The sequence below is a fragment of the Fodinibacter luteus genome, from assembly GCF_039541575.1.
Classification (GTDB): Bacteria; Actinomycetota; Actinomycetes; order Actinomycetales; family Dermatophilaceae; genus Fodinibacter; species Fodinibacter luteus.
This window is the reverse complement of sequence record NZ_BAABGM010000010.1, coordinates 1-20075: the sequence shown is the minus strand read 5'-3', so window position 1 is coordinate 20075 and position 20075 is coordinate 1. Positions and strand designations below refer to the sequence as shown.

17 protein-coding genes are annotated in these 20075 nt (G+C 74.0%); 15 read left to right on the top strand and 2 right to left on the bottom strand.

Annotated features, from left to right (window positions below; translation table 11 throughout):
- Positions 1-2: 2 nt before the first annotated feature.
- Positions 3-1523, bottom strand: a complete 1521-nt coding sequence (locus ABD899_RS07175) for a glycosyltransferase family protein (protein WP_345204056.1) — start codon at positions 1521-1523, stop codon at positions 3-5.
- A 94-nt stretch (positions 1524-1617) separates the two neighbouring features.
- Between ABD899_RS07175 and ABD899_RS07170 the strand changes: the two genes are divergently transcribed.
- The 14 genes from ABD899_RS07170 (at position 1618) to ABD899_RS07105 (ending at position 16716) form a co-directional block, all read left to right on the top strand.
- Entirely contained in the window at positions 1618-2856 is a 1239-nt protein-coding gene (locus tag ABD899_RS07170; protein WP_345204054.1) for an MFS transporter, read from the top strand.
- 123 nt (positions 2857-2979) lie between these two features.
- Complete coding sequence (gene pheS, locus ABD899_RS07165; protein ID WP_345204051.1) at positions 2980-4074, top strand: phenylalanine--tRNA ligase subunit alpha; 1095 nt, start codon at positions 2980-2982, stop codon at positions 4072-4074.
- On the top strand, positions 4074-6626 hold the full coding sequence (gene pheT / locus ABD899_RS07160; RefSeq protein ID WP_345204048.1) for a phenylalanine--tRNA ligase subunit beta: 2553 nt from the start codon (positions 4074-4076) through the stop codon (positions 6624-6626). Before pheS ends, pheT begins: the two co-directional genes overlap by 1 nt.
- An 8-nt stretch (positions 6627-6634) precedes the next feature.
- A complete protein-coding gene (locus ABD899_RS07155; RefSeq protein ID WP_345204046.1) occupies positions 6635-7432 on the top strand; it encodes an SDR family NAD(P)-dependent oxidoreductase in 798 nt (265 codons plus the stop codon).
- A gap of 141 nt (positions 7433-7573) precedes the next feature.
- Positions 7574-8614: an N-acetyl-gamma-glutamyl-phosphate reductase gene (argC, locus tag ABD899_RS07150; protein WP_345204044.1), complete on the top strand. Its 1041-nt coding sequence runs from the start codon at positions 7574-7576 to the stop codon at positions 8612-8614.
- 5 nt (positions 8615-8619) lie between these two features.
- Positions 8620-9024 (top strand): ACT domain-containing protein, encoded by a 405-nt coding sequence (locus ABD899_RS07145; protein ID WP_345204431.1) that lies wholly within the window; start codon positions 8620-8622, stop codon positions 9022-9024.
- Complete coding sequence (gene argJ / locus ABD899_RS07140) at positions 9024-10175, top strand: bifunctional glutamate N-acetyltransferase/amino-acid acetyltransferase ArgJ (protein WP_345204041.1); 1152 nt, start codon at positions 9024-9026, stop codon at positions 10173-10175. Before ABD899_RS07145 ends, argJ begins: the two co-directional genes overlap by 1 nt.
- A gap of 14 nt (positions 10176-10189) precedes the next feature.
- Entirely contained in the window at positions 10190-11131 is a 942-nt protein-coding gene (gene argB / locus ABD899_RS07135; RefSeq protein WP_345204039.1) for an acetylglutamate kinase, read from the top strand.
- On the top strand, positions 11124-12404 hold the full coding sequence (locus ABD899_RS07130; RefSeq protein WP_345204037.1) for an acetylornithine transaminase: 1281 nt from the start codon (positions 11124-11126) through the stop codon (positions 12402-12404). Before argB ends, ABD899_RS07130 begins: the two co-directional genes overlap by 8 nt.
- Positions 12401-13348: an ornithine carbamoyltransferase gene (gene argF, locus ABD899_RS07125; protein WP_345204035.1), complete on the top strand. Its 948-nt coding sequence runs from the start codon at positions 12401-12403 to the stop codon at positions 13346-13348. The genes ABD899_RS07130 and argF overlap by 4 nt, the downstream gene beginning before the upstream one ends.
- Entirely contained in the window at positions 13345-13848 is a 504-nt protein-coding gene (locus ABD899_RS07120) for an arginine repressor (protein ID WP_345204032.1), read from the top strand. Before argF ends, ABD899_RS07120 begins: the two co-directional genes overlap by 4 nt.
- A gap of 155 nt (positions 13849-14003) precedes the next feature.
- A complete protein-coding gene (argH, locus tag ABD899_RS07115) occupies positions 14004-15410 on the top strand; it encodes an argininosuccinate lyase (protein ID WP_345204429.1) in 1407 nt (468 codons plus the stop codon).
- A gap of 38 nt (positions 15411-15448) precedes the next feature.
- Positions 15449-16075 carry a DNA-3-methyladenine glycosylase gene (locus ABD899_RS07110; RefSeq protein ID WP_345204029.1) on the top strand — a complete coding sequence of 209 codons (627 nt, stop codon included), beginning with the start codon at positions 15449-15451 and terminating at the stop codon, positions 16073-16075.
- Positions 16076-16089: 14 nt separating this feature from the next.
- Positions 16090-16716, top strand: a complete 627-nt coding sequence (locus tag ABD899_RS07105) for a hypothetical protein (RefSeq protein ID WP_345204027.1) — start codon at positions 16090-16092, stop codon at positions 16714-16716.
- Here the strand turns inward: ABD899_RS07105 and ABD899_RS07100 are convergent.
- Positions 16697-17902, bottom strand: coding sequence for an adenosine deaminase (locus ABD899_RS07100; protein WP_345204025.1), 1206 nt, complete (start codon positions 17900-17902; stop codon positions 16697-16699). The genes ABD899_RS07105 and ABD899_RS07100 overlap by 20 nt on opposite strands.
- A 259-nt stretch (positions 17903-18161) precedes the next feature.
- Between ABD899_RS07100 and tyrS the strand changes: the two genes are divergently transcribed.
- Positions 18162-19430: a tyrosine--tRNA ligase gene (tyrS, locus tag ABD899_RS07095; RefSeq protein WP_345204023.1), complete on the top strand. Its 1269-nt coding sequence runs from the start codon at positions 18162-18164 to the stop codon at positions 19428-19430.
- Positions 19431-20075 lie beyond the last annotated feature (645 nt).

Sequence of the window (20075 nt, the reverse complement as noted above, 5' to 3'; positions counted from 1 at the left end):
GCTCAGTGCAGCTCGTAGAGCATCTGGCCGTGCTCACGGTCAACGGGTACGCCGAGCCCCGAGAGCCACGCCGGGAGCTTCTTGGCCGTCGGCCACACGATCCACGCGACGCCGTAGCGGGTGAGCAGCTCATCCCGCACCTCGGGGGAGGACCGCGCGTTCAGGATGGCCGCCTGGTCCTCGCTGCGTTCGACGGCGTCCTCGACACCGGGGCTCGGCCACTGTGGCGCCACCGTGAACAGGCCTCGGGCCGGCAGCTGCCGGGCGACGCGCCAGTCCTGCGCGATGACCACCGCACCCTGCGGAATCCGCGACCAGAGGGTGTCGACGTCCGGGTACGGCGCCACCACGTGGTTACCGTCGTCGGGGTTTCGGCGCGCCTCCTCGTCGAACGTGACGCGACTCCACGCGTTGGCCTGCGTCAAGCTGCCGAGACCGACAGCCAGGATCCAGGTGGACACGAGGGCCACCCGCGGCAGCAGTGCGCGGTCGCGTCGGGCAGACTCCGCCGGCGTGGCGCCCTCGCGGTGGAACGCCTCAGCCGCCCCGATGCCCAGGGCCATCGTCGCCGCCGTCGTCGCGAGGGGGAGCACCCGACCCAGGGACTCGACATCGAGGAGGCCGCCGGCGACCCAGATGCCCACGCCGGCAATCGCCGACCAGGCCAGGGCGTCGGAGCGCCGCCGCCAGAGCCGGAGGGCGACGGCAGGGACCGTGAGGAGCAGCAGGCCGAACTTCGCGAAGATGTCGCGGTAGAAGAACGTGTGGAAGGCGTCGAACCCGCGCGGGTTGCTGAGCAGGTCGAGGAGCGAGGTCCAGGGCCACAGGGCAGCCAGGCCGACGGAGGCGAGCGCCGCGAGGGTCCCCCCGAGCCACCGCCTCCTGGGCCATCGCAGGAGCACCGTTACCGCGCACGCGGTGGCTGCGCTGATGAACGTGAAGGGGTGGATGAGGAGGAGCAGCCCGGGGATGATGACCAGGGCCGCGACCAGGCCCCGCGTCATCCGGGTGCTCGTCCACACGCTCGCCCAGAGGTAGAACCACAGGGCGGTCGCGAGGACGCTCGGCCACGAGGACCCGACGACGAGCGTGGTCAGGCTGAGGAAGCCGCTCCAGAAGAAGACCTTGCTGCCCCACACCGTGAGGAACGCCGCGAGCACCGCGACCGGAGCCCAAGGAGCCGGGCTCACTGCACGCGTCAGGCGGAACAGTGCGTGGACCAGCAGGAGCGGGGACACGATGCCGAAGACGGCCAGCACGTTCTGTGGGGCGACCGAGAGAGCGCGGACAGCCAGGGCGCCGACCGCGGTCCACGGCGAGAAGTACGGAAACGGGACGTTCTCCCCGACGAGGGGCTCCACGGGCGACCAGAAGTCCCGGGACATCTCGTGGATTGCGGCCAGGTGGATCCACGAGTCGCTCACCCACTCACCGTGCAGCGTCGCCACGGTGGCCCCCATCACGACGAGACCGGCCAGGACCCCGTAGGCGACCGTCGCGCCACGCCTCCCGTCCGATGTCACGCCCGAGAGTGTATGGGCGCAGTGGATCGCCACCGACGGCGGCATGCGAAGCACTCGGTCGTCGCCCTCGGCCCCGCGTGCCAGAGTGAGGCGCATGCCCGCCGTGTCGCTCGCGCCCTACCGGCGAGCCCTCGCGAGCCGCCCCCTGCGCTCGGCGCTCGTGCTCGGCGCGCTCGTCCGCGGACCGGTGTTCGCGAGCGGGGTGCTCCTCACCATCCACACCGTCTCGACCCTCGGGCGCTCGTACACGGCGGCGGGTGCGCTCGCCGCGGCGGCGACCGTCGCGATCGCGGTGAGCGGACCGTGGCGGGGCCGGCTGCTCGACCGGTTCGGGCTGCGCCGGGTCGTGCTCCCGTCGGTGCTCGTCGCGCTCGCGTGCTGGAGCGTCGCACCGTTCGTCGGCTACTGGCTGCTCCTCGTGCTCGCCGTCGTCGCGGGGCTGTTCGTCATCCCGACCTTCTCCATCACCCGGCAGGCCGTCATCGCCGCGGTGCCTGAGAACGACCGCCGCACGGCGATCTCCCTGGACTCGGTCGCCGTCGAGATCGCGTTCATCGTCGCGCCCGCGCTGGCGGTCTGGGCGGCGACGCAGTGGTCGACGGCGTGGGTGCTCTTCGCGACCCAGATGCTCGGGGTCGCCGCGGGCCTGCTCATGTGGGTCGTCGACCCGCCCCTGCGCGGGGAGGGCGAGGCGCGTGTCGGCAGCGCGAGGGCACCGCGCAGGTCGTGGTTCCGCCTGCCCTTCCTCGCGGTCTGCCTCGCGGCGACGGCGACGACCGTCGTGCTCGCCGGTTCCGACATCGCCATCGTCGCGGTCATGCGCGAGCTCGGCTCGACCGCCCAGATCGGCCTCGTCCTCGCCGTGTGGGGCCTCGGCTCGCTCGTCGGGGGGCTGCTCTACGGTGCCCTGCACCGGTCGATCTCCGCGTTCTGGCTCCTCGGCGGTCTCGCCGTCGCCACCTTCCCGATGGCGCTCGCGACGTCGCCGTGGGGCCTGGCCGGCCTCGGGTTCGTCGCCGGCCTGCTCTGCGCCCCGACGATCACGGCGACCGTCGACCAGGCCAGCCGGATCGTCCCGGCCGAGGTCCGCGGCGAGGCGATGGGCTGGCACGGGTCGTTCCTCACGACCGGGGGAGCCCTCGGCGCACCGCTCGCCGGCCTGGCGATCGACGGACGCGGCCCGTCGGCCGGGTTCGTCGCCGTCGCGCTCGTCGGCCTCGCGGTGGCCGGCCTCGGCCTCACGGCGGTGCACGCCCGCCGCTACGCTGGTGGGGTGACCGTCGACGCGCGCCGATTTACCAGGCCCTCGGGCCCGGACGGCCGCGCGCGCTGAGCGCCGGTCCCGGCACGGCATCCACGCCGTCCCACCCGCGGCCCGGGGGCCAGACCACATCCGTCCCCCGCGCGCCCCGCACCTAGACTCGGGCGCGCCCCACCCCCGCCCGAAGTGGACACCATGTCAGGACCCAACACCAGCTACGACCCCGTCGAGGTCGCGGCCCTGGACCCCCGCGCCGTCGAGGATGCCGTCGAGCAGGCTCTCGCCGCCGCCGCGGCCGCGACCTCGCTCGAGGAGCTCAAGGCCGCCCGCACCGCGCACCAGGGCGACCGGAGCGCGCTCGCCCTCGCCAACCGCGAGATCGGCGCCCTCCCGCCGAGCGCGAAGGCGGATGCCGGCAAGCGCGTCGGTCAGGCGCGCGGGCGCGTCGCACAGGCCTTCAGCGCCCGCCAGGCCGAGCTCGAGGCCGAGCGCGACGAGCGCATCCTCACCGAGGAGGCCGTCGACGTCACGCTGCCGACGGGGCGGCGCCCGCTCGGGCGGCGACACCCCATCGAGCTCATGTCCCAGCGCATCGCCGACCTGTTCGTCGGCATGGGCTGGGAGATCGCCGAAGGGCCCGAGATCGAGGCCGAGTGGTTCAACTTCGACGCCCTCAACTTCGACGCCGACCACCCGGCGCGCCAGATGCAGGACACCTTCTACGTCGACCCGCCCGAGGGCGGGCTCGTCCTGCGCACCCACACCTCGCCGGTGCAGGCGCGAACCCTGCTCGACCGGGGTGTGCCGGTGTACGTCGCGGCGATCGGCCGGGTCTTCCGCACCGACGAGCTCGACGCGACGCACATGCCGGCCTTCCACCAGGTCGAGGGCCTCGCCGTCGACGAGGGCATCACGATGGCGCACCTCAAGGGCACCCTCGACCGGCTCGCGGTCGAGCTCTTCGGGGCGGGCATCACGACCCGGCTGCGGCCCTCGTTCTTCCCGTTCACCGAGCCGAGCGCCGAGATGGACCTGCGCTGCTTCGTCTGCCGCGGCGAGGACGCCGACTGCCGTACCTGCGGGGGCACCGGCTGGATCGAGTGGGGTGGGTGCGGGATGGTCAACCGCAACGTGCTCACGGCGTGCGGCGTCGACCCGGACCGCTACACCGGCTTCGCGTTCGGGATGGGCATCGACCGGGCGCTGATGTTCCGCACCGGTGTCAGCGACATGCGGGACATGATCGAGGGTGACGTGCGCTTCGACGCACAGTTCGGGATGGAGATCTGATGCGCGTTCCCGTCGACTGGCTACGGGAGTACGTCGAGGTCCCCGCGGACGCCACGGGGGTCGACATCGCGGCCTCCCTCGTCGCCGTCGGCCTCGAGGAGGAGGGCCTGCACACGGGCGGCGTCACCGGCCCCCTCGTCGTCGGCCGCGTCCTCACCCTCGAGCCCGAGAAGCAGCGGAACGGCAAGACGATCAGCTGGTGCACCGTCGACGTCGGTGACGCCAACGGCACCGGCGAGCCCCAGGGGATCGTCTGCGGCGCGCACAACTTCGCCGCCGGCGACCTCGTCGTCGTCATCCTCCCGGGCGGCGTGCTGCCGACCCCGCACGGGCCGCTGACCGTGAGCGCCCGCAAGACCTACGGCCACGTCTCCGCGGGGATGATCTGCTCCGAGCACGAGCTCGGCATCGGCGACGACCACACCGGCATCCTCGTGCTCGACCGGCGCTTCGCCCGCGACGCCGAGACCCTGGCCCGGCTCGTCCCCGGCACCGACGCGATCCCGCTGCTCGGGCTGGACCGCGAGACGGTCGAGGTCAACGTCACGCCGGACCGGGGTTACTGCTTCTCGGTGCGGGGCATCGCCCGCGAGTACTCGCACGCGACCGGCGCCCGGTTCACCGACCCCGCCCTTGCCCTGGCCGCCGCGGCCCCGGAGGCGACGGCCGGAGGCTTCCCGGTCCAGCTGCGCGACGAGGCCCCGATCCGGGGGCGGGCCGGCTGCGACCGCTACGTCGCCCGGGTCGTTCGCGGCCTCGACGTCGGCGCCCCGACCCCGCGCTGGATGGCACTGCGCCTCACCGAGGCGGGCATGCGACCGATCTCGCTTGCCGTCGACGTGACGAACTACGTCATGCTCGGGCTCGGCCAGCCGCTGCACGCCTTCGACCTGGCGACCCTCCAGGGGCCGCTCGTCGTGCGCCGGGCCCGCCGTGGCGAGCGACTCACGACGCTCGACGACGTCGAGCGCGCCCTCGACCCCGGCGACCTGCTCATCACGGACACCGGCGGCGACCGGCCCGTGGCTATCGCCGGCGTCATGGGTGGCGCCGAGACCGAGGTGGGGGCCGGCACGCGCGACGTGCTCATCGAAGCCGCGCACTTCGAGCCGGTCACCATCGCGCGGTCGGCGCGCCGCCACAAGCTCCCGAGCGAGGCCTCGCGGCGCTTCGAGCGCGGCGTCGACCCGGCCCTGGCCGCCGCGGCCGCCCAGCTCGCCGTCGCGCTGCTCGTCGAGCACGGCGGCGGGGTGGCCGACCCCGAGGTCACCGACGTGGGCACGCCGGCCGCCCCGGCTCCCGTGAGGATGCACGTCGGCTTCCCGAGCCGGATCGTCGGCGTCGAGTACACCGACACCGAGGTCGTCACGACCCTCGAGGCCATCGGCTGCACCGTGACCCGCGACGGCGACCTGCTCACGGTGAGCCCTCCGACCTGGCGCCCCGACCTCACGACGGGCGAGGACCTCGTCGAGGAGGTGGCCCGCATCCACGGCTACGAGCACATCCCGTCGGTCCTGCCGACCCCTCCGGGTGGCGCCGGGCTCACCCACGCGCAGCGGGTCCGTCGCGTCGTCGCCGACGTGCTCGCCGGCCAGGGCCTGTCCGAGGTGTGGAGCGCGCCGTTCGTCGGCGCCGACCGCTACGCGGCACTCGGGCTCGACGTCGACGCCGAGCTCGCCCGCACGGTCCGCCTCGCGAACCCGCTCTCCGACGAGCACCCGCTGCTGCGGACCCGGCTCCTCGCCACCCTCGTCGACGCGCTGCGGCGCAACGTCGCCCGCGGCGTCCGGGACGTCGGCCTCTTCGAGCTCGGCCTCGTCGTCGCGCTCGACGGACCGCAACGCAGCGCACCGACCGAGGACGTCGGCGTCCACCCGTCCGAGGTGACCCTCGCGGCCATCCGGGATGCCGTGCCACCGCAGCCGCGCCACCTCGCCCTCCTCCTCGCGGGCGACCGGGAGCGGCCCGGGTGGTGGGGGGAGGGCCGCCGCGCCGACGTCGCCGACGTCGTCGAGCTCGCGCGCACGGTCGGGGAGGCGCTCGGCGTGCCGCTCGAGGTCGCCGCGGATGCCGTCGCGCCCTTCCACCCGGGACGGTGCGCCCGCGTCACGCTCGCCGACGGCACCGTCGTCGGGCACGTCGGCGAGCTGCACCCGAAGGTCCTCGCTGCGCTCGGGCTGCCGGAACGCACCGTGGGCGGCGAGCTCGACCTCGACGTGCTCACCGTGGCCGCCGACGTGACGGTCCAGGCGCGCACCCTGCACACCTTCCCGCTCGCGCAGAGCGACGTCGCACTCGTCGTCGACGAGCACGTGCCCGCCGACGCCGTGCAGCGCTCGCTGCGCGCCGGGGCCGGCGACGACCTCGAGTCGCTCACCCTCTTCGACGTCTACCGGGGCGACCAGGTCGGCGAGGGGCGCAAGTCGCTCGCCTACCGGCTCACCTTCCGCGCCCCCGACCGCACCCTGACGACCGAGGAGGTCAGCACCCTGCGCGACGCGGCCGTCGAGGCCGCCGCCATAGCCATCGGGGCAGTTCAGCGGGCATGATCACCCTCATGGACCTTCCTGTCGACGACGACGGAGAAGTGACACCGGAGGCCCTCGCCGCAGAGGGGCGCGGTGGTCACCTCGTGGCCGTCGTGACCGGTGCCTCACGAGGGATCGGCCGGTACATCGCCGATGCCCTCGAGGACGCCGGGTACGCCGTCGAGCGCGGCTCGAGCGCGGTGGCGCCGGTCACCGACCGGGCAGCCCTCACCGCCTGGGTCGAGGAGATCGTGGAGCGGCACGGCCGCATCGACGTCCTCGTCAACAACGCGGGCGTCATCGACGCCGAGGTCGACATCTTCGCCTCGGACCCGGAGGAGTGGTGGCACGTCCAGGAGGTCAACGTCCGAGGCCCCTACCTCATGACCTGGCTCGTCGCACCGCACATGCTCGCCGCCGGAGGGGGACGGATCGTCAACCTCAACAGCGGCGCCGCGCTGCACGCCGGGAGTGTCGCCAGCGCCTACAACGTGAGCAAGACGGCGCTCGCGCGGGTCACGGGCTCCACGCACCTGTCGGGGTGGGACCGCGGCATCCGTGCTTTCGACCTCATGCCCGGGGTCGTGAGCACGGACATGACCGCGGGGATGGCGGCGCACACGGGACGCACCGACTGGACCGACCCGGCCGACGTCACCGACCTCGTCCTGGCCCTCGTCTCCGGCGATCTCGACGCGTGGTCGGGGCGCTTCCTGCGGGCCGGGGTCAGCACCGTCGCCGAGCTGCGGCAGCGGGCCGAGTGCGGCCTCGACGACCAGGAGCGCACGCTGGTCCTCGTCCGTGGGCGGAACGACCCCCTCCGCTGACGCCCCCACCCCGACCTCGTGCGACCTCCCCACGGTTCTGGGACGCGCCGATGCCGGAAACCGCACCCAGGTCGCACGGAGTCGGGAGGGGGAGCGAGCGGTGCCTGCATGGATTCACGCGGTCCTGTATGGTCATGCACCATGATGCGGGTCGCAGTCGCCGGGGCGAGCGGATACGCCGGGGGCGAGGTCGTGCGCCTCCTCCTCCAGCACCCCGAGCTCGAGGTCGGGGCCCTCACGGCCTCCTCGAACGCCGGGCAGCCGCTCGGTGCGGTCCACGCCCACCTCACACCCCTCGCCGACCGGGTCCTCGAGGACACCTCCGCCGACGTGCTCGCCGGCCACGACGCGGTCGTCCTCGCGCTGCCGCACGGCCACTCGGCCGCGCTCGCGGCACAACTCCCCGACGACGTCGTCGTCGTCGACTGCGGCGCCGACTTCCGGCTCACCGACGCCGACAGGTGGACGCGCTTCTACGACACGCCGCACGCCGGTTCGTGGCCGTACGGGATGCCGGAGCTACCCACCGCCGGCGGCCCGCAGCGCGCCGCGCTCGCCGGGGCGACCCGCATCGCCGTGCCAGGCTGCTACCCCACTGCGGTCTCGCTCGCCCTCGCCCCCGGTCTCACCGCCGGTGTCATCGAGCCCGACGACATCACGGTGGTCGCGGCGTCCGGCACGTCGGGGGCCGGGCGGGCGCTCAAGCCCCACCTCCTCGGCGCCGAGGTCATGGGTGCCATGTCGCCCTACGGCGTCGGCGGGGTGCACCGGCACACCCCCGAGATCGAGCAGAACCTCACCGCTGCCGGTGCCGGCCCGGTCACGGTGTCCTTCACGCCGACGCTCGCGCCGATGCCGCGCGGCATCCTCGCCACGTGCACCGCCCGGGTACGTCCCGGCACGACGGCCGCCGCGGTGCGGCGGGCGTGGTCGGACGCCTACGGGGAGGAGCCGTTCGTGCACCTGCTCCCCGAGGGGCGGTGGCCGAGCACCGGCAACGTGCTCGGCAGCAACGCCGTGCACGTCCAGGTCGTGCTCGACGAGCGGGTCGGCCGGGTCGTCGCGGTCGCCGCCGTCGACAACCTGACGAAGGGGACGGCGGGGGCGGCCGTGCAGTGCCTCAACCTCGCACTCGGCCTGCCCGAGACGACCGGGCTGCCGGTCGCGGGGGTGGCGCCGTGAGCCGGATGCCGCGCCACCTGATGGAGCACCCCGAGGACGTCTCGATCGTGCGCCTGCCCGGTGGGGCCGAGCCCGAGTTCGAGTGGGCCCATGGCCCGTTCGCCTCGCTGACCCGCACGCCCGACGAGACCTCGGTGATCTGCCCGACCGCCGCCGTGCCGCCCGCTGCGAGCGCCGAGGGGCCGTTCAAGGTCGTCGAGGTCGCCGGCCCGCTCGCGTTCGGGTCGGTCGGCGTCTTCGCCGAGATCCTCGAACCGCTCGTCGCGGCGCGCATCCCGGTGCTCGGCTTCTCGACGTTCGACACCGACTGGGTCCTCGTCCCGAGCGATGCCGTGCACGCAGCCGCCGACGCGTGGCGGCGCGCCGGCCTCGTCGTCACCCCGACGTCCCTGACCGGAGGAACCCACTGATGTCCGTCACCACCCCGCGGGGTTTCCGGGCCGCGGGCGCCACGGCGGGGCTCAAGGCCTCCGGGCGCCCCGACGTCGCGCTCGTCGTCAACGACGGCCCCGACCACGACGCGGCCGCGGTCTTCACGAGCAACCGCGTCGCGGCGGCGCCGGTCACCTGGTCGCGCACCGTCGTCGCGGACGGACGGGTCGATGCCGTCGTCCTCAACAGCGGCGGCGCCAACGCCTGCACCGGCGCGCCGGGCTTCCAGGACACCCACCGCACCGCCGAGCACGTCGGCGCGGCGCTCGGCATCGCCCCCGGCGACGTCGTCGTCTGCTCGACCGGCCTCATCGGCGAACGGCTGGCCATGGACCTGCTCCTGCCCGGCGTCGACGCCGCAGCGGCCGCCCTCTCGGTCGACGGGGGCCCGGCCGCGGCCGAGGCGATCATGACGACCGACACCGTGGCCAAGACCGCCACCGCCGAGCGCGACGGCTGGTCGGTCGGCGGCATGGCCAAGGGTGCGGGCATGCTCGCCCCGGCCCTGGCGACGATGCTCGTCGTCGTCACGACGGACGCGGCCGTCGACGGGGCGTCCCTCGACGACGTCCTGCGCGCCGCCACCGCCGAGACCTTCGACCGGGTCGACTCCGACGGCTGCATGTCGACGAACGACACGGTCGTCCTCCTCGCCTCGGGCGCCTCCGGTGTCGCGGTGGGGGCCGACGAGCTCACGGATGCCGTGACCCGGGTGTGCGCCGACCTCGCCCGCCAGCTCGTCGCGGACGCCGAGGGGGCCCACCACGACATCGCGGTCGAGGTGCGGTCCGCGGCGTCCGTCGACGACGCGCTCGAGGTGGCCCGCTCGATCGCCCGCAACAACCTCGTCAAGTGCGCCGTCTTCGGCAACGACCCGAACTGGGGACGGGTGCTCGCCGCCGTCGGCACGACGAGCGCCGCCTTCGACCCGGCATCCCTCGACGTGTCCATGAACGGGGTCCAGGTCTGCCGGGCCGGGGGCGTGGGGGAGGACCGCTCGCTCGTCGACCTCACCGCCCGCGAGGTGCACGTCGTCGTCGACCTCCACGCCGGCGAGGCGGCGGCGACGGTCTGGACGAACGACCTGACCCACGACTACGTCCACGAGAACTCCGCCTACTCCACCTGACGACAGGACCGAGCATGACTCCCCCCGACCAGGCCCTGCGCGGCGCGATCGACGCCGCCGCCCTGCGGGTCGCGCAGTCCAAGGCGACGACGCTCGTCGAGGCGCTGCCCTGGCTCGAGCGGTTCCGCGGCGCGCTCGTCGTCGTCAAGTACGGGGGCAACGCGATGGTCGACGACCGCCTCAAGGCGGCCTTCGCCCAGGACGTCGTCTTCCTGCGGTACGCCGGGCTGCGGCCGGTCGTCGTCCACGGCGGGGGCCCGCAGATCAAGGGCATGCTCGACCGGCTCGGGCTCGAGAGCGAGTTCAAGGGCGGGCTGCGGGTGACGACCCCCGAAGTCATGGACGTCGTGCGGATGGTGCTCACCGGGCAGGTCGGACGCGAGCTCGTCGGCCTGCTCAACCAGCACGGCCCGGTGGCCGTGGGGCTCTCGGGCGAGGATGCCGGCCTGTTCGGCGCCCGCCGCCGCGGCGTCGTCGTCGACGGCGAGGAGCACGACATCGGCCTCGTCGGCGACGTCGTGCAGGTCGACCCGACGGCCGTGCTCGACCTCCTCGAGGCGGGCCGCATCCCCGTCGTCTCGACGATCGCACCCGACCTCGACGTCGACGGCCGGGTGCTCAACGTCAACGCCGACACCGCCGCCGCCGCCCTCGCCGCCGCCCTCGGGGCGCGCAAGCTCGTCGTCCTCACCGACGTCGAGGGGGTCTACGCGAGCTGGCCGGACCGCGACTCGCTGTTGTCCGAGCTGTCCGTGACGGCGGCCCGCCGCCTGCTCGCCACCGTGGACGCCGGGATGATCCCCAAGCTCGAGGCGTGCATCCGCGCGGTCGAGGACGGTGTGCCCCAGGCCCACGTCGTCGACGGCCGCCAGCCGCACGGCCTCCTGCTCGAGGTGTTCACGTCCGAGGGCATCGGCACGATGGTCCTGCCCGACGAGGAGGTCGACGGTGCCTGACCCCACCGCCCCCGCGTCCGGGCCCGGGGCGGCCACGGCCGCCTGGCTCGAGCGCTACGAGCACGCCCTCCTCACCGTCTTCGGACGCCCCCAGCTCGTCCTCGAGCGCGGCGAGGGCGCGTGGGTGTGGGACATCGAGGGCCGCCGGTACCTCGACCTCGTCGGCGGCATCGCCGTCAACGCGCTGGGTCACAACCACCCCGCGCTCGTCGTCGCCGTCTCGAAGCAGGCCGGCCAGCTCGTCCACGTGTCGAACTTCTACACCTCCGTGCCGCAGGTCGAGCTCGCCGAGCGGGTGCTGCGCCTCGCTGGGGCGCCCGAGGGGTCGGCCGTCTTCTTCTGCAACTCGGGCACCGAGGCCATCGAGGCGGCGGTCAAGCTCGCCCGCCGCACGGGGCGCACCGGGATCGTCGCGGCCGAGGGCGCCTTCCACGGCCGCAGCACCGGCGCCCTCGCGCTGACCCACAAGGCCGCGTACCGCGAGCCGTTCGAACCGCTCCTGCCCGGCGTGACCCACGTGCCGTGGGGCGACGTCGCCGCCCTGCGCGCGGCCGTCACCGACGAGACCTCGGCCCTGGTCCTCGAGCCGATACAGGGCGAGGCGGGCGTGCGACCCGGCACGAGGGACTACCTGCGGGCGGCGCGCGCGGTCACCCACGACGTCGGGGCCCTGCTCGTGCTCGACGAGGTGCAGACCGGCATCGGCCGCACCGGCACGTGGTTCGCCTTCCAGCAGGCCGGCCTCGTGCCCGACGCCGTCACGCTGGCCAAGGGACTGGGCGGCGGTGTGCCGATCGGCGCCCTCGTGACCTTCGGCCCGCAGGTGAGCACGATGCTCACGCCGGGGATGCACGGTTCGACGTTCGGCGGCAACCCGCTCGCGTGCGCCGCCGCGCTCGCCGTCCTGGAGACGATCGAGGGCGAGGGACTCCTCGCGCACACCGTCGAGGCGGGGGAACACCTCGAGCGCGCGGTGCTCGCCCTCGGGCACCCGCTGGTCACGGGGGTCCGCGGCGCCGGGCTGCTGCGTGCGATCACCCTCGCCGGCGACCACGCCGTGGCCCTCGCGGCCCACGCCCGGGACGCCGGGTTCATCGTCAACCCCGTCGCGCCGGACGCCATCCGCCTCGCGCCGCCGCTCGTCGTCACGACGGCCGAGCTCGACCTGTTCGTCGACGCCCTCCCCGGCCTGCTCGACGCCGCCACGGCCCCCGCCACCCCCCGCCAGGACACGACCGCCCCGCCTGACCGAGCCACGAAGGACGCCCCATGACCCTGCGACACCTCCTCGCCGACGACGACCTCAGCGCCGCCGAGCAGCGGGCGGTGCTCGAGCGGGCCCTCACCCTCAAGGCCGCACCGTTCTCCGACCGCTGCCTCGAGGGGCCGCAGACCGTGTCGATCCTGTTCGACAAGCCGACCCTGCGCACCCAGGTGTCCTTCGTGGGGGCCGTCGCACAGCTCGGCGGCTTCCCGATGGTCGTCGACGGACGGCTCGCGGGGGTCGGGGTGCGCGAGTCCGTCGCCGACGTCGCCCGCATCCTCGGGCGGCAGTCGGCCGCGGTCGTCTGGCGCACCTTCGAGCAGGCCCGGCTCGAGGAGATGGCCTCCCACGCCGGCGTGCCGGTCGTCAACGCCCTCACCGACGACTACCACCCGTGCCAGGTGCTCGCCGACCTGCTCACGGTGCTCGAGGCCAAGGGCCGGACCGCTGGCCTGACGCTCGCCTACCTCGGCGACGGCGCGAACAACATGGCGCACTCCTACCTCCTCGGCGGGGCGCTCGCCGGGATGCACGTGCGCATCGCCACCCCCGCCTCCCACCCCCCGCGCGCCGCCGTCGTCGACCGGGCCCGGGGGCTCGCCGCCGAGCAGGGCGGGTCGGTCACCGTCACCGACGACCCCGTCGGCGCCGTCTCCGGGGCCGACGTCGTCGCCACGGACACGTGGGTCTCGATGGGCCAGGAGGCCGAGAGCGAGCAGCGCAAGGGTGCCGCGAGCCCCTTCGAGGCGTTCCGGGTCACCAGGGCACTCATGGCTGCCGCGTCCGAGGATGCCGTGTTCCTCCACTGCCTGCCGGCCTACCGCGGCTCCGAGGTCGACGCCGAGGTCATCGACGGCCCGGCATCCCTCGTGTGGCAGGAGGCCGAGAACCGCCTCCACGCGCAGAAGGCGCTCCTCTCGTGGCTCGTCGAACAGCACCGGGACGACGCGTGACCGTCTCGACGTCACGGGCCGCCCGCCAGCAGCGCATCGTCGAGATCCTCGCATCGACGCCCGTGCGCTCGCAGACCGAGCTGCTCGACCACCTCGCGGAGGACGGCATCGAGGTCACCCAGGCCACCCTGTCCCGGGACCTCGTCGACGTCGGCGCGGAGCGGGTGCGGGTCGGCAAGAACCTCGTGTACGCCGTTCCGGGGGAGGGGGGCGACCGCACCGTGCGCGCCGCACCCGACGGCGAGGAGCGGGCCACCCGGCTCCAGTCGCGCTCCCACGAGCTGCTCGTCTCGGCCGAGGCCTCGGCCAACCTCGTCATCCTGCGCACCCCGCCGGGGGCCGCGAGCTTCCTCGCCTCGGCGCTCGACCACGCCGGGCTCGAGGGGGTGCTCGGCACGATCGCCGGTGACGACACCATCATGGTCGTCACCGAGGGTACGGGCCGCAGCCGCGAGCTCGTCGAGCGCCTCCTGTCCTACACGCGGAAGGACCCCCAGTGACCGACCCGACCGACCCGACCGACCGGGCCGACCCGGCCGACCCGGCCGACCCGGCGGACCCGACCCACGCGACCGACCCGGCGGGCCGGGCCGACCCGGCGGACCCGGCCGACCGGACCGACCGGGGCGACGCGACCCGGGCGGCAGCGACCGCTTTGTGGGGGGGACGCTTCGCCGGCGGCCCCGCCGAGGCCCTCGCGGCGCTGTCGAAGTCGACGCACTTCGACTGGCGCCTCGCCCTGCACGACCTCGCCGGATCGCGGGCGCACGCCCGGGTCCTCCACGGCGCCGGCCTCCTCGACGACGCAGCGCTCGCGGCGATGCTCGACGCCCTCGACCGGCTGCGCGCCGACGTCGAGTCGGGCGCCTTCGGGCCCGAGGAGGCCGACGAGGACGTCCACACCGCCCTCGAGCGGGGCCTCATCGAGCGCGCCGGTGCCGAGGTCGGCGGGCGGCTGCGGGCCGGGCGCTCGCGCAACGACCAGGTCGCGACCCTGTTCCGGATGTACCTGCGCGAGCACGCCCGGGTCGTCGCCGGGCTCGTGCTCGACGTCGTCGACGCCCTCGTCGAGCAGTCGACCCGCCACCTCGGGGTCGCGATGCCGGGGCGCACCCACCTCCAGCACGCCCAGCCGGTGCTGCTGTCGCACCACCTCCTCGCGCACGCCTGGGCGCTGCTGCGCGACGTCGACCGGCTGCGCGACTGGGACGCCCGGGCGGCGGTGTCGCCGTACGGCTCGGGGGCGCTCGCGGGATCCTCCCTCGGGCTGGACCCGGAGGCGGTCGCTGCCGACCTCGGCTTCGAGACCTCGGTCGAGAACTCCATCGACGGCACGGCCGCGCGCGACGTCGTGGCCGAGTTCGCCTTCGTCGCGGCGATGACCGCCGTCGACGTCTCCCGGCTCGCCGAGGAGGTCGTGCTCTGGGCGACCAAGGAGTTCTCGTTCGTCACCCTCGACGACGCCTACTCCACCGGGTCGAGCATCATGCCGCAGAAGAAGAACCCCGACGTCGCCGAGCTCGCCCGGGGCAAGGCCGGCCGGCTCGTCGGTGACCTGGCCGGGCTCCTCACGACCCTGAAGTCCCTCCCGCTCGCCTACAACCGTGACCTCCAGGAGGACAAGGAGCCGGTCTTCGACGCCGTCGACACCCTCGAGCTCCTGCTGCCGGCCTTCAGCGGGATGGTGGCGACGATGGTCTTCGACACCGCCCGCCTGGAGTCGCTCGCCCCCCAGGGCTTCTCGCTCGCCACCGACGTCGCCGAGTGGCTCGTGCGGGAGGGGGTGGCCTTCCGGGTGGCCCACGAGGTGGCCGGCGCGTGCGTGCGCGCCTGCGAGGAGCGCGGGATCGAGCTGTGGGACCTCACCGACGACGACCTCGCCGCGATCAGCCCGCACCTCACCCCGGGGGTGCGCGGGGTGCTGTCCGTCGAGGGCTCCCTCGCCTCCCGCTCGGCCAAGGGCGGCACGGCACCGGTGCGGGTGGGCGAGCAGCTCGAGCGCGTCGTCGCGACGGCGGCGGAGCACCGGTCGTGGGTGCTCGTGCAGCCCACCGTGCGCTGACGTCCTCCGCTGTCGCCGTCGCCCGCCACACTGGGGGCATGACGTCGACCCCCCTGCCCCAGGAGTTCTTCGCCCGCGACGTCCTCGTCGTCGCCCGTGAGCTCCTCGGCTGCCGGGTCACCCACGCAGGCGTCACCGTGCGCCTCACGGAGGTCGAGGCGTACGCCGGCGGCGCCGACCCGGGCTCGCACGCCTTTCGGGGGCGGTCGCCGCGCACCGACGTGATGTTCGGCCCGCCCGGTCGGCTCTACGTCTACTTCACCTACGGCATGCACCACTGCGCCAACGTCGTGACCGGCACCGAGGGGCGGGCGTCGGCGGTGCTGCTGCGTGCCGGTGAGGTGGTCGCCGGCCATGAGGTCGCGGCCGCGCGGCGACCGGCCGTGCGCGACCGGGACTGGGCCCGCGGGCCGGCCCGGCTGGCGACGACGCTGGGTCTCGGGCGGGAGCAGAACGGCCTGGCCCTCGTCGGCGCCCGGGCGGGGGCACGCGTCGAGCCGCCCGACGTCGCCGTCGACCCGGCCCTCGTCCGCACCGGCCCCCGCGTGGGCGTGAGCGGCGCGGGCGGCGACGGCACGGCATACCCCTGGCGCTTCTGGCTCGACGCGGAGGCCACGGTGAGCGCCTACCGCGCCGCCCGCCCACGGAACGCCCGCTCGGCCTGACGCGTCCGACCCGCATGCGACTGCTCACCGTCCCCGTCCTCGCCGCCGCGCTGCTGCTCGCAGCGTGCGGCACCAGCTCGAGCGGGCCCGGCTCCACCGGTACGCCCACGGTCCCGACCATGGCGCCGCCCGGCGCCGGCATCCCGCCCGCCGCGGGCAGGGTCACGGGGGTCGGGATGGTCATCGAAGGGCCCGGCACCCCGCCGGAGGTCTGCCTCGGGCCGGTGCGGGAGTCCTGGCCCCCGCAGTGCGACGGCATCGCCCTCTCGGGGTGGGACTGGGCGCAGCACCCGCCCGAGCAGGAGACCGACCCGGAGGGCCCCCCGACCCGGTGGGGGAGCTTCGCCGTGGCGGGGACCTTCGACGGGATGACGCTCACGGTCACCGACGCCGTTCCGCTCGCGCTCTACGACACGATGGCGGAGCCGACCCCGACCCCGCCGACCCCGCCCGACCTCACCGACGACGAGTGGGCCGCCGTCCTCGCGGGGGCGGCCGCCGCCCCCGGGATGCTCGGCGTCGACCGGGGCGAGAGCGGCCCCGTCCACCTGTCCGTCGTCCACGACGACGGCACGATCCAGGCCTGGGCGGACGCGTCGTTCGGGGCCGGGGCGGTCCTCGTCAGCTCGGCGCTGCGGTGACCCCCGAGGTGTAGGCCTCGATCTCCGCGCGCAGGCGCGCCACCACGTCGTCGGGAGCGAACGACGCGTCGACCGCGGCGCGGGCCAGGGCCGCCACGCCGGCCTCGTCCAGGCCGAGCAGACCGGCGGCGATCTCGTACTCGTGGTTGAGCGTCGTCCCGAACATCGGGGGGTCGTCGCTGTTGACGGTCACGACGACGCCGGCATCGCGCATGGCGCGAATCGGGTGGTCCTCGAGTCGCTCGACGACGCGGGTGGCGACGTTGCTCGTCGGGCAGACCTCGAGCGGGATGCCGCGCTCGGCCAGGTGCTCGAGCAGCCGCCGGTCCTGCACGGACGACGTGCCGTGCCCGATGCGCTCGGCGCCGAGCAGGGTCAGGGCGTCCCACACCGACTGCGGACCGGTCGACTCACCCGAGTGGGGCACCGAGTGCAGCCCGGCGGCGCGGGCGGCCGTGAAGTGGCGCTCGAACTGGGCCCTCGGCACCCCGATCTCCGGGCCGCCGAGCCCGAACCCGACGAGGGCATCCGGGCGGTGGTCGAGCGCGTAGGCCAGGGTCGCGTCCGCCGCCTCCAGCCCCGACTCGCCGGGGATGTCGTAGATCCACCGCAGCACGACCCCGTGGTCCCGCTCCGCGGCGACGCGGGCGTCCTCGATCGCCTCGGTGTACGCCTCGATGGGGATGCCGCGCACGACGGACGTGTACGGGGTCATGGTGAGCTCGGCGTAGCGCACCTGCTGCGCTGCGAGGTCGCGTGCGACCTCGTACGTGAGCATCCGCACGTCCTCGGCGGTGCGCACGAGGTCGACGGTCGCGAGGTAGAGCTCGACGAAGTGCGCGAAGTCGGTGAACGTGAAGAACCGGGCCAGTGACTGCGGGTCGCGGGGCACCGGGCTGTCGGGGTGCCGGCCCGCGAGCTCGGCGACGATGCGCGGTGACGCCGACCCCACGTGGTGCACGTGCAGCTCGGCCTTGGGCAGGCCGCTGATGAACGAGCGCAGGTGAGGGCGGTGGGCGCCCCGGGCGGCATCGTCATCGGTGGTGGCGGCGGCGGTGGTGGTGGCGTCGGCGGTGGCGTCGGCGGTGGCGTCGGCGGTCGTGGCGTCGGCGGTGGTGGTGGAGTCAGCGTCGGCGGTCGTGGGGTCGGTGGGGGTGGTGGCATCGGCGGCTGAGTCGGAGCTCATGGCCGGGCAGTCTGCCGGATCTCGCGAAGTCAGGAGCACTTCGCCCGGTCAGGGCCGTACCCGGTCCTGACCGGGCGAAGTGCTCCTGAGCCCGCGCGGTGCGCCGCCCTCGGAATCACCTGCGCCCTCCTCGCGCGGTGCCGGCGTCGAGGCACGTGTCCGCCGGGTAGGCCGCGCCGACGGGGCACCCGGGCGCGTGGCAGGCTGTGGCGGGCGCACGGCATCCGGTCGGTGCGCCGACGGCGGAAGGGAACGACCCGTGAGCGACATCCTCGACGAGCTGCAGTGGCGGGGACTGGTGGCGCAGACCACCGACGAGTCCGCGCTGCGCACGGCACTCGCCGACGGGCCGATCACGGCGTACTGCGGGTTCGACCCGACGGCACCCTCGCTGCACTTCGGCAACCTCGTGCAGCTCGTCGTGCTGCGCCACCTCCAGCGGGCCGGCCACCGCGTGATCTGCCTCGTGGGCGGGTCGACCGGTCTCATCGGCGACCCGCGCCCGAGCGCGGAGCGAGCGCTCAAGACCAAGGAGCAGACAGCGGAGTGGGTGGCGAACATCCGCCGCCAGGTCGAGCCGTTCCTCGCCTCCCACGGCGAGAACCCGGCGGTGTTCGTCAACAACCTCGACTGGACCGCGCCCCTCTCGGCGCTCGACTTCCTGCGCGACGTCGGCAAGCACTTCCGGGTCAACCACATGGTGAAGAAGGAGGCCATCGCGGCGCGCCTCAACAGCGACGAGGGCATCTCCTACACCGAGTTCAGCTACCAGCTGCTCCAGGGCCTGGACTACCTCCAGCTCTACCGTGAGTTCGGCTGCACGCTGCAGACGGGCGGCAACGACCAGTGGGGCAACCTCACCGCGGGCTCCGACCTGATCCACCGGGTCGAAGGCGCCTCGGTGCACCTCCTCACGACGCCGCTGCTCACCGACTCCTCAGGGGAGAAGTTCGGCAAGAGCGCGGGCAACGCCATCTGGCTGTCGGCGGAGATGACGAGCCCGTACGCGTTCTACCAGTACTGGGTCAACGTCGAGGACGCCTCGGTCGTCACCCTCCTCAAGGTCTTCACCGACCGAACCAGGGAGGAGATCGCCGATCTTGAGCGGCAGGTGGAGCAGGAGCCCTTCCGGCGTGCGGCGCAGCGAGCCCTCGCCGCCGACGTCACGACCCTCGTCCACGGCGCCGCCGCGACCGCCGCGGTCCAGGCGGCATCCGAGGCGCTGTTCGGCAAGGGGGACCTGCACGCGCTCGACCTCGCGACGCTGCGCGACGCCACGGCCGAGCTGCCCGGCGGGGAGGTGACCGTGGGGATGTCGCTCGTGGACGCCCTCGTCGCGGTCGGGCTCGTCGACTCGCGCAACGCCGCCCGGCGGGCCATCGGGGAGGGTGGCGCATCGGTCAACGGTGTGAGGGCGAGGGACGCCGAGCAGCTGATCCTCGAGGAGGACCTGCTTCACGGGCAGGTCGTCGTCCTGCGGCGCGGCCGGCGCAACCTCGCCGCCGGCCGGCTCACGTCGACGTCCTGACGGGCCTCGCGTCGCGGCGGGGGCCGATGTGCGTCGCGGCGGGTGGCGATTTGGTGACGCCGTCACGGGTCGTCTACTGTCGTCGACGTCAGCCCGAGAGGGAGGAACGGACGCCAAGCGGTGGGATGCAGATCCCGCACCAAGCAGGCCGGTCCCCCGGGCGAGGCACACCAACACGACGAGGCCGATCGGTCGCGTCACGGTGGCCCCGCACCCCCGACCAGGCCGCGCCGCTCCTCGCGACGCGGATTTGACCGGGACGAGGCGGGACAGGTAACTTGGAGTGGTTGCCCCGAGCCGGAACGGCTGGGAGCGACGCTTCAGCACGGGAGCCCCGGCTCCGACGCCCAGGCGTCGGAGGTGGTGCGCGTCCGGTTCTTGAGAACTCAACAGCGTGTCAAAAATCGATGCCAAGTTTTACCTCGTCGTGCCGTGTTCTGGGGTGGCCCTGTTGTGGGGTTGTTCTGGGGTGTGGTGGATGAGTTTTTCCTTTGGTTGGACAACGAACATCAGTGATTGTTTTGCTGGTTGTTTGTGCTCAGCTGGACAAGCCCTTTGGGGTTATGTTTTTTCCTGGCGCCTCTGCTTGTTGGTGGGGGTGTTGGGTTGTGAACATCAACGGAGAGTTTGATCCTGGCTCAGGAC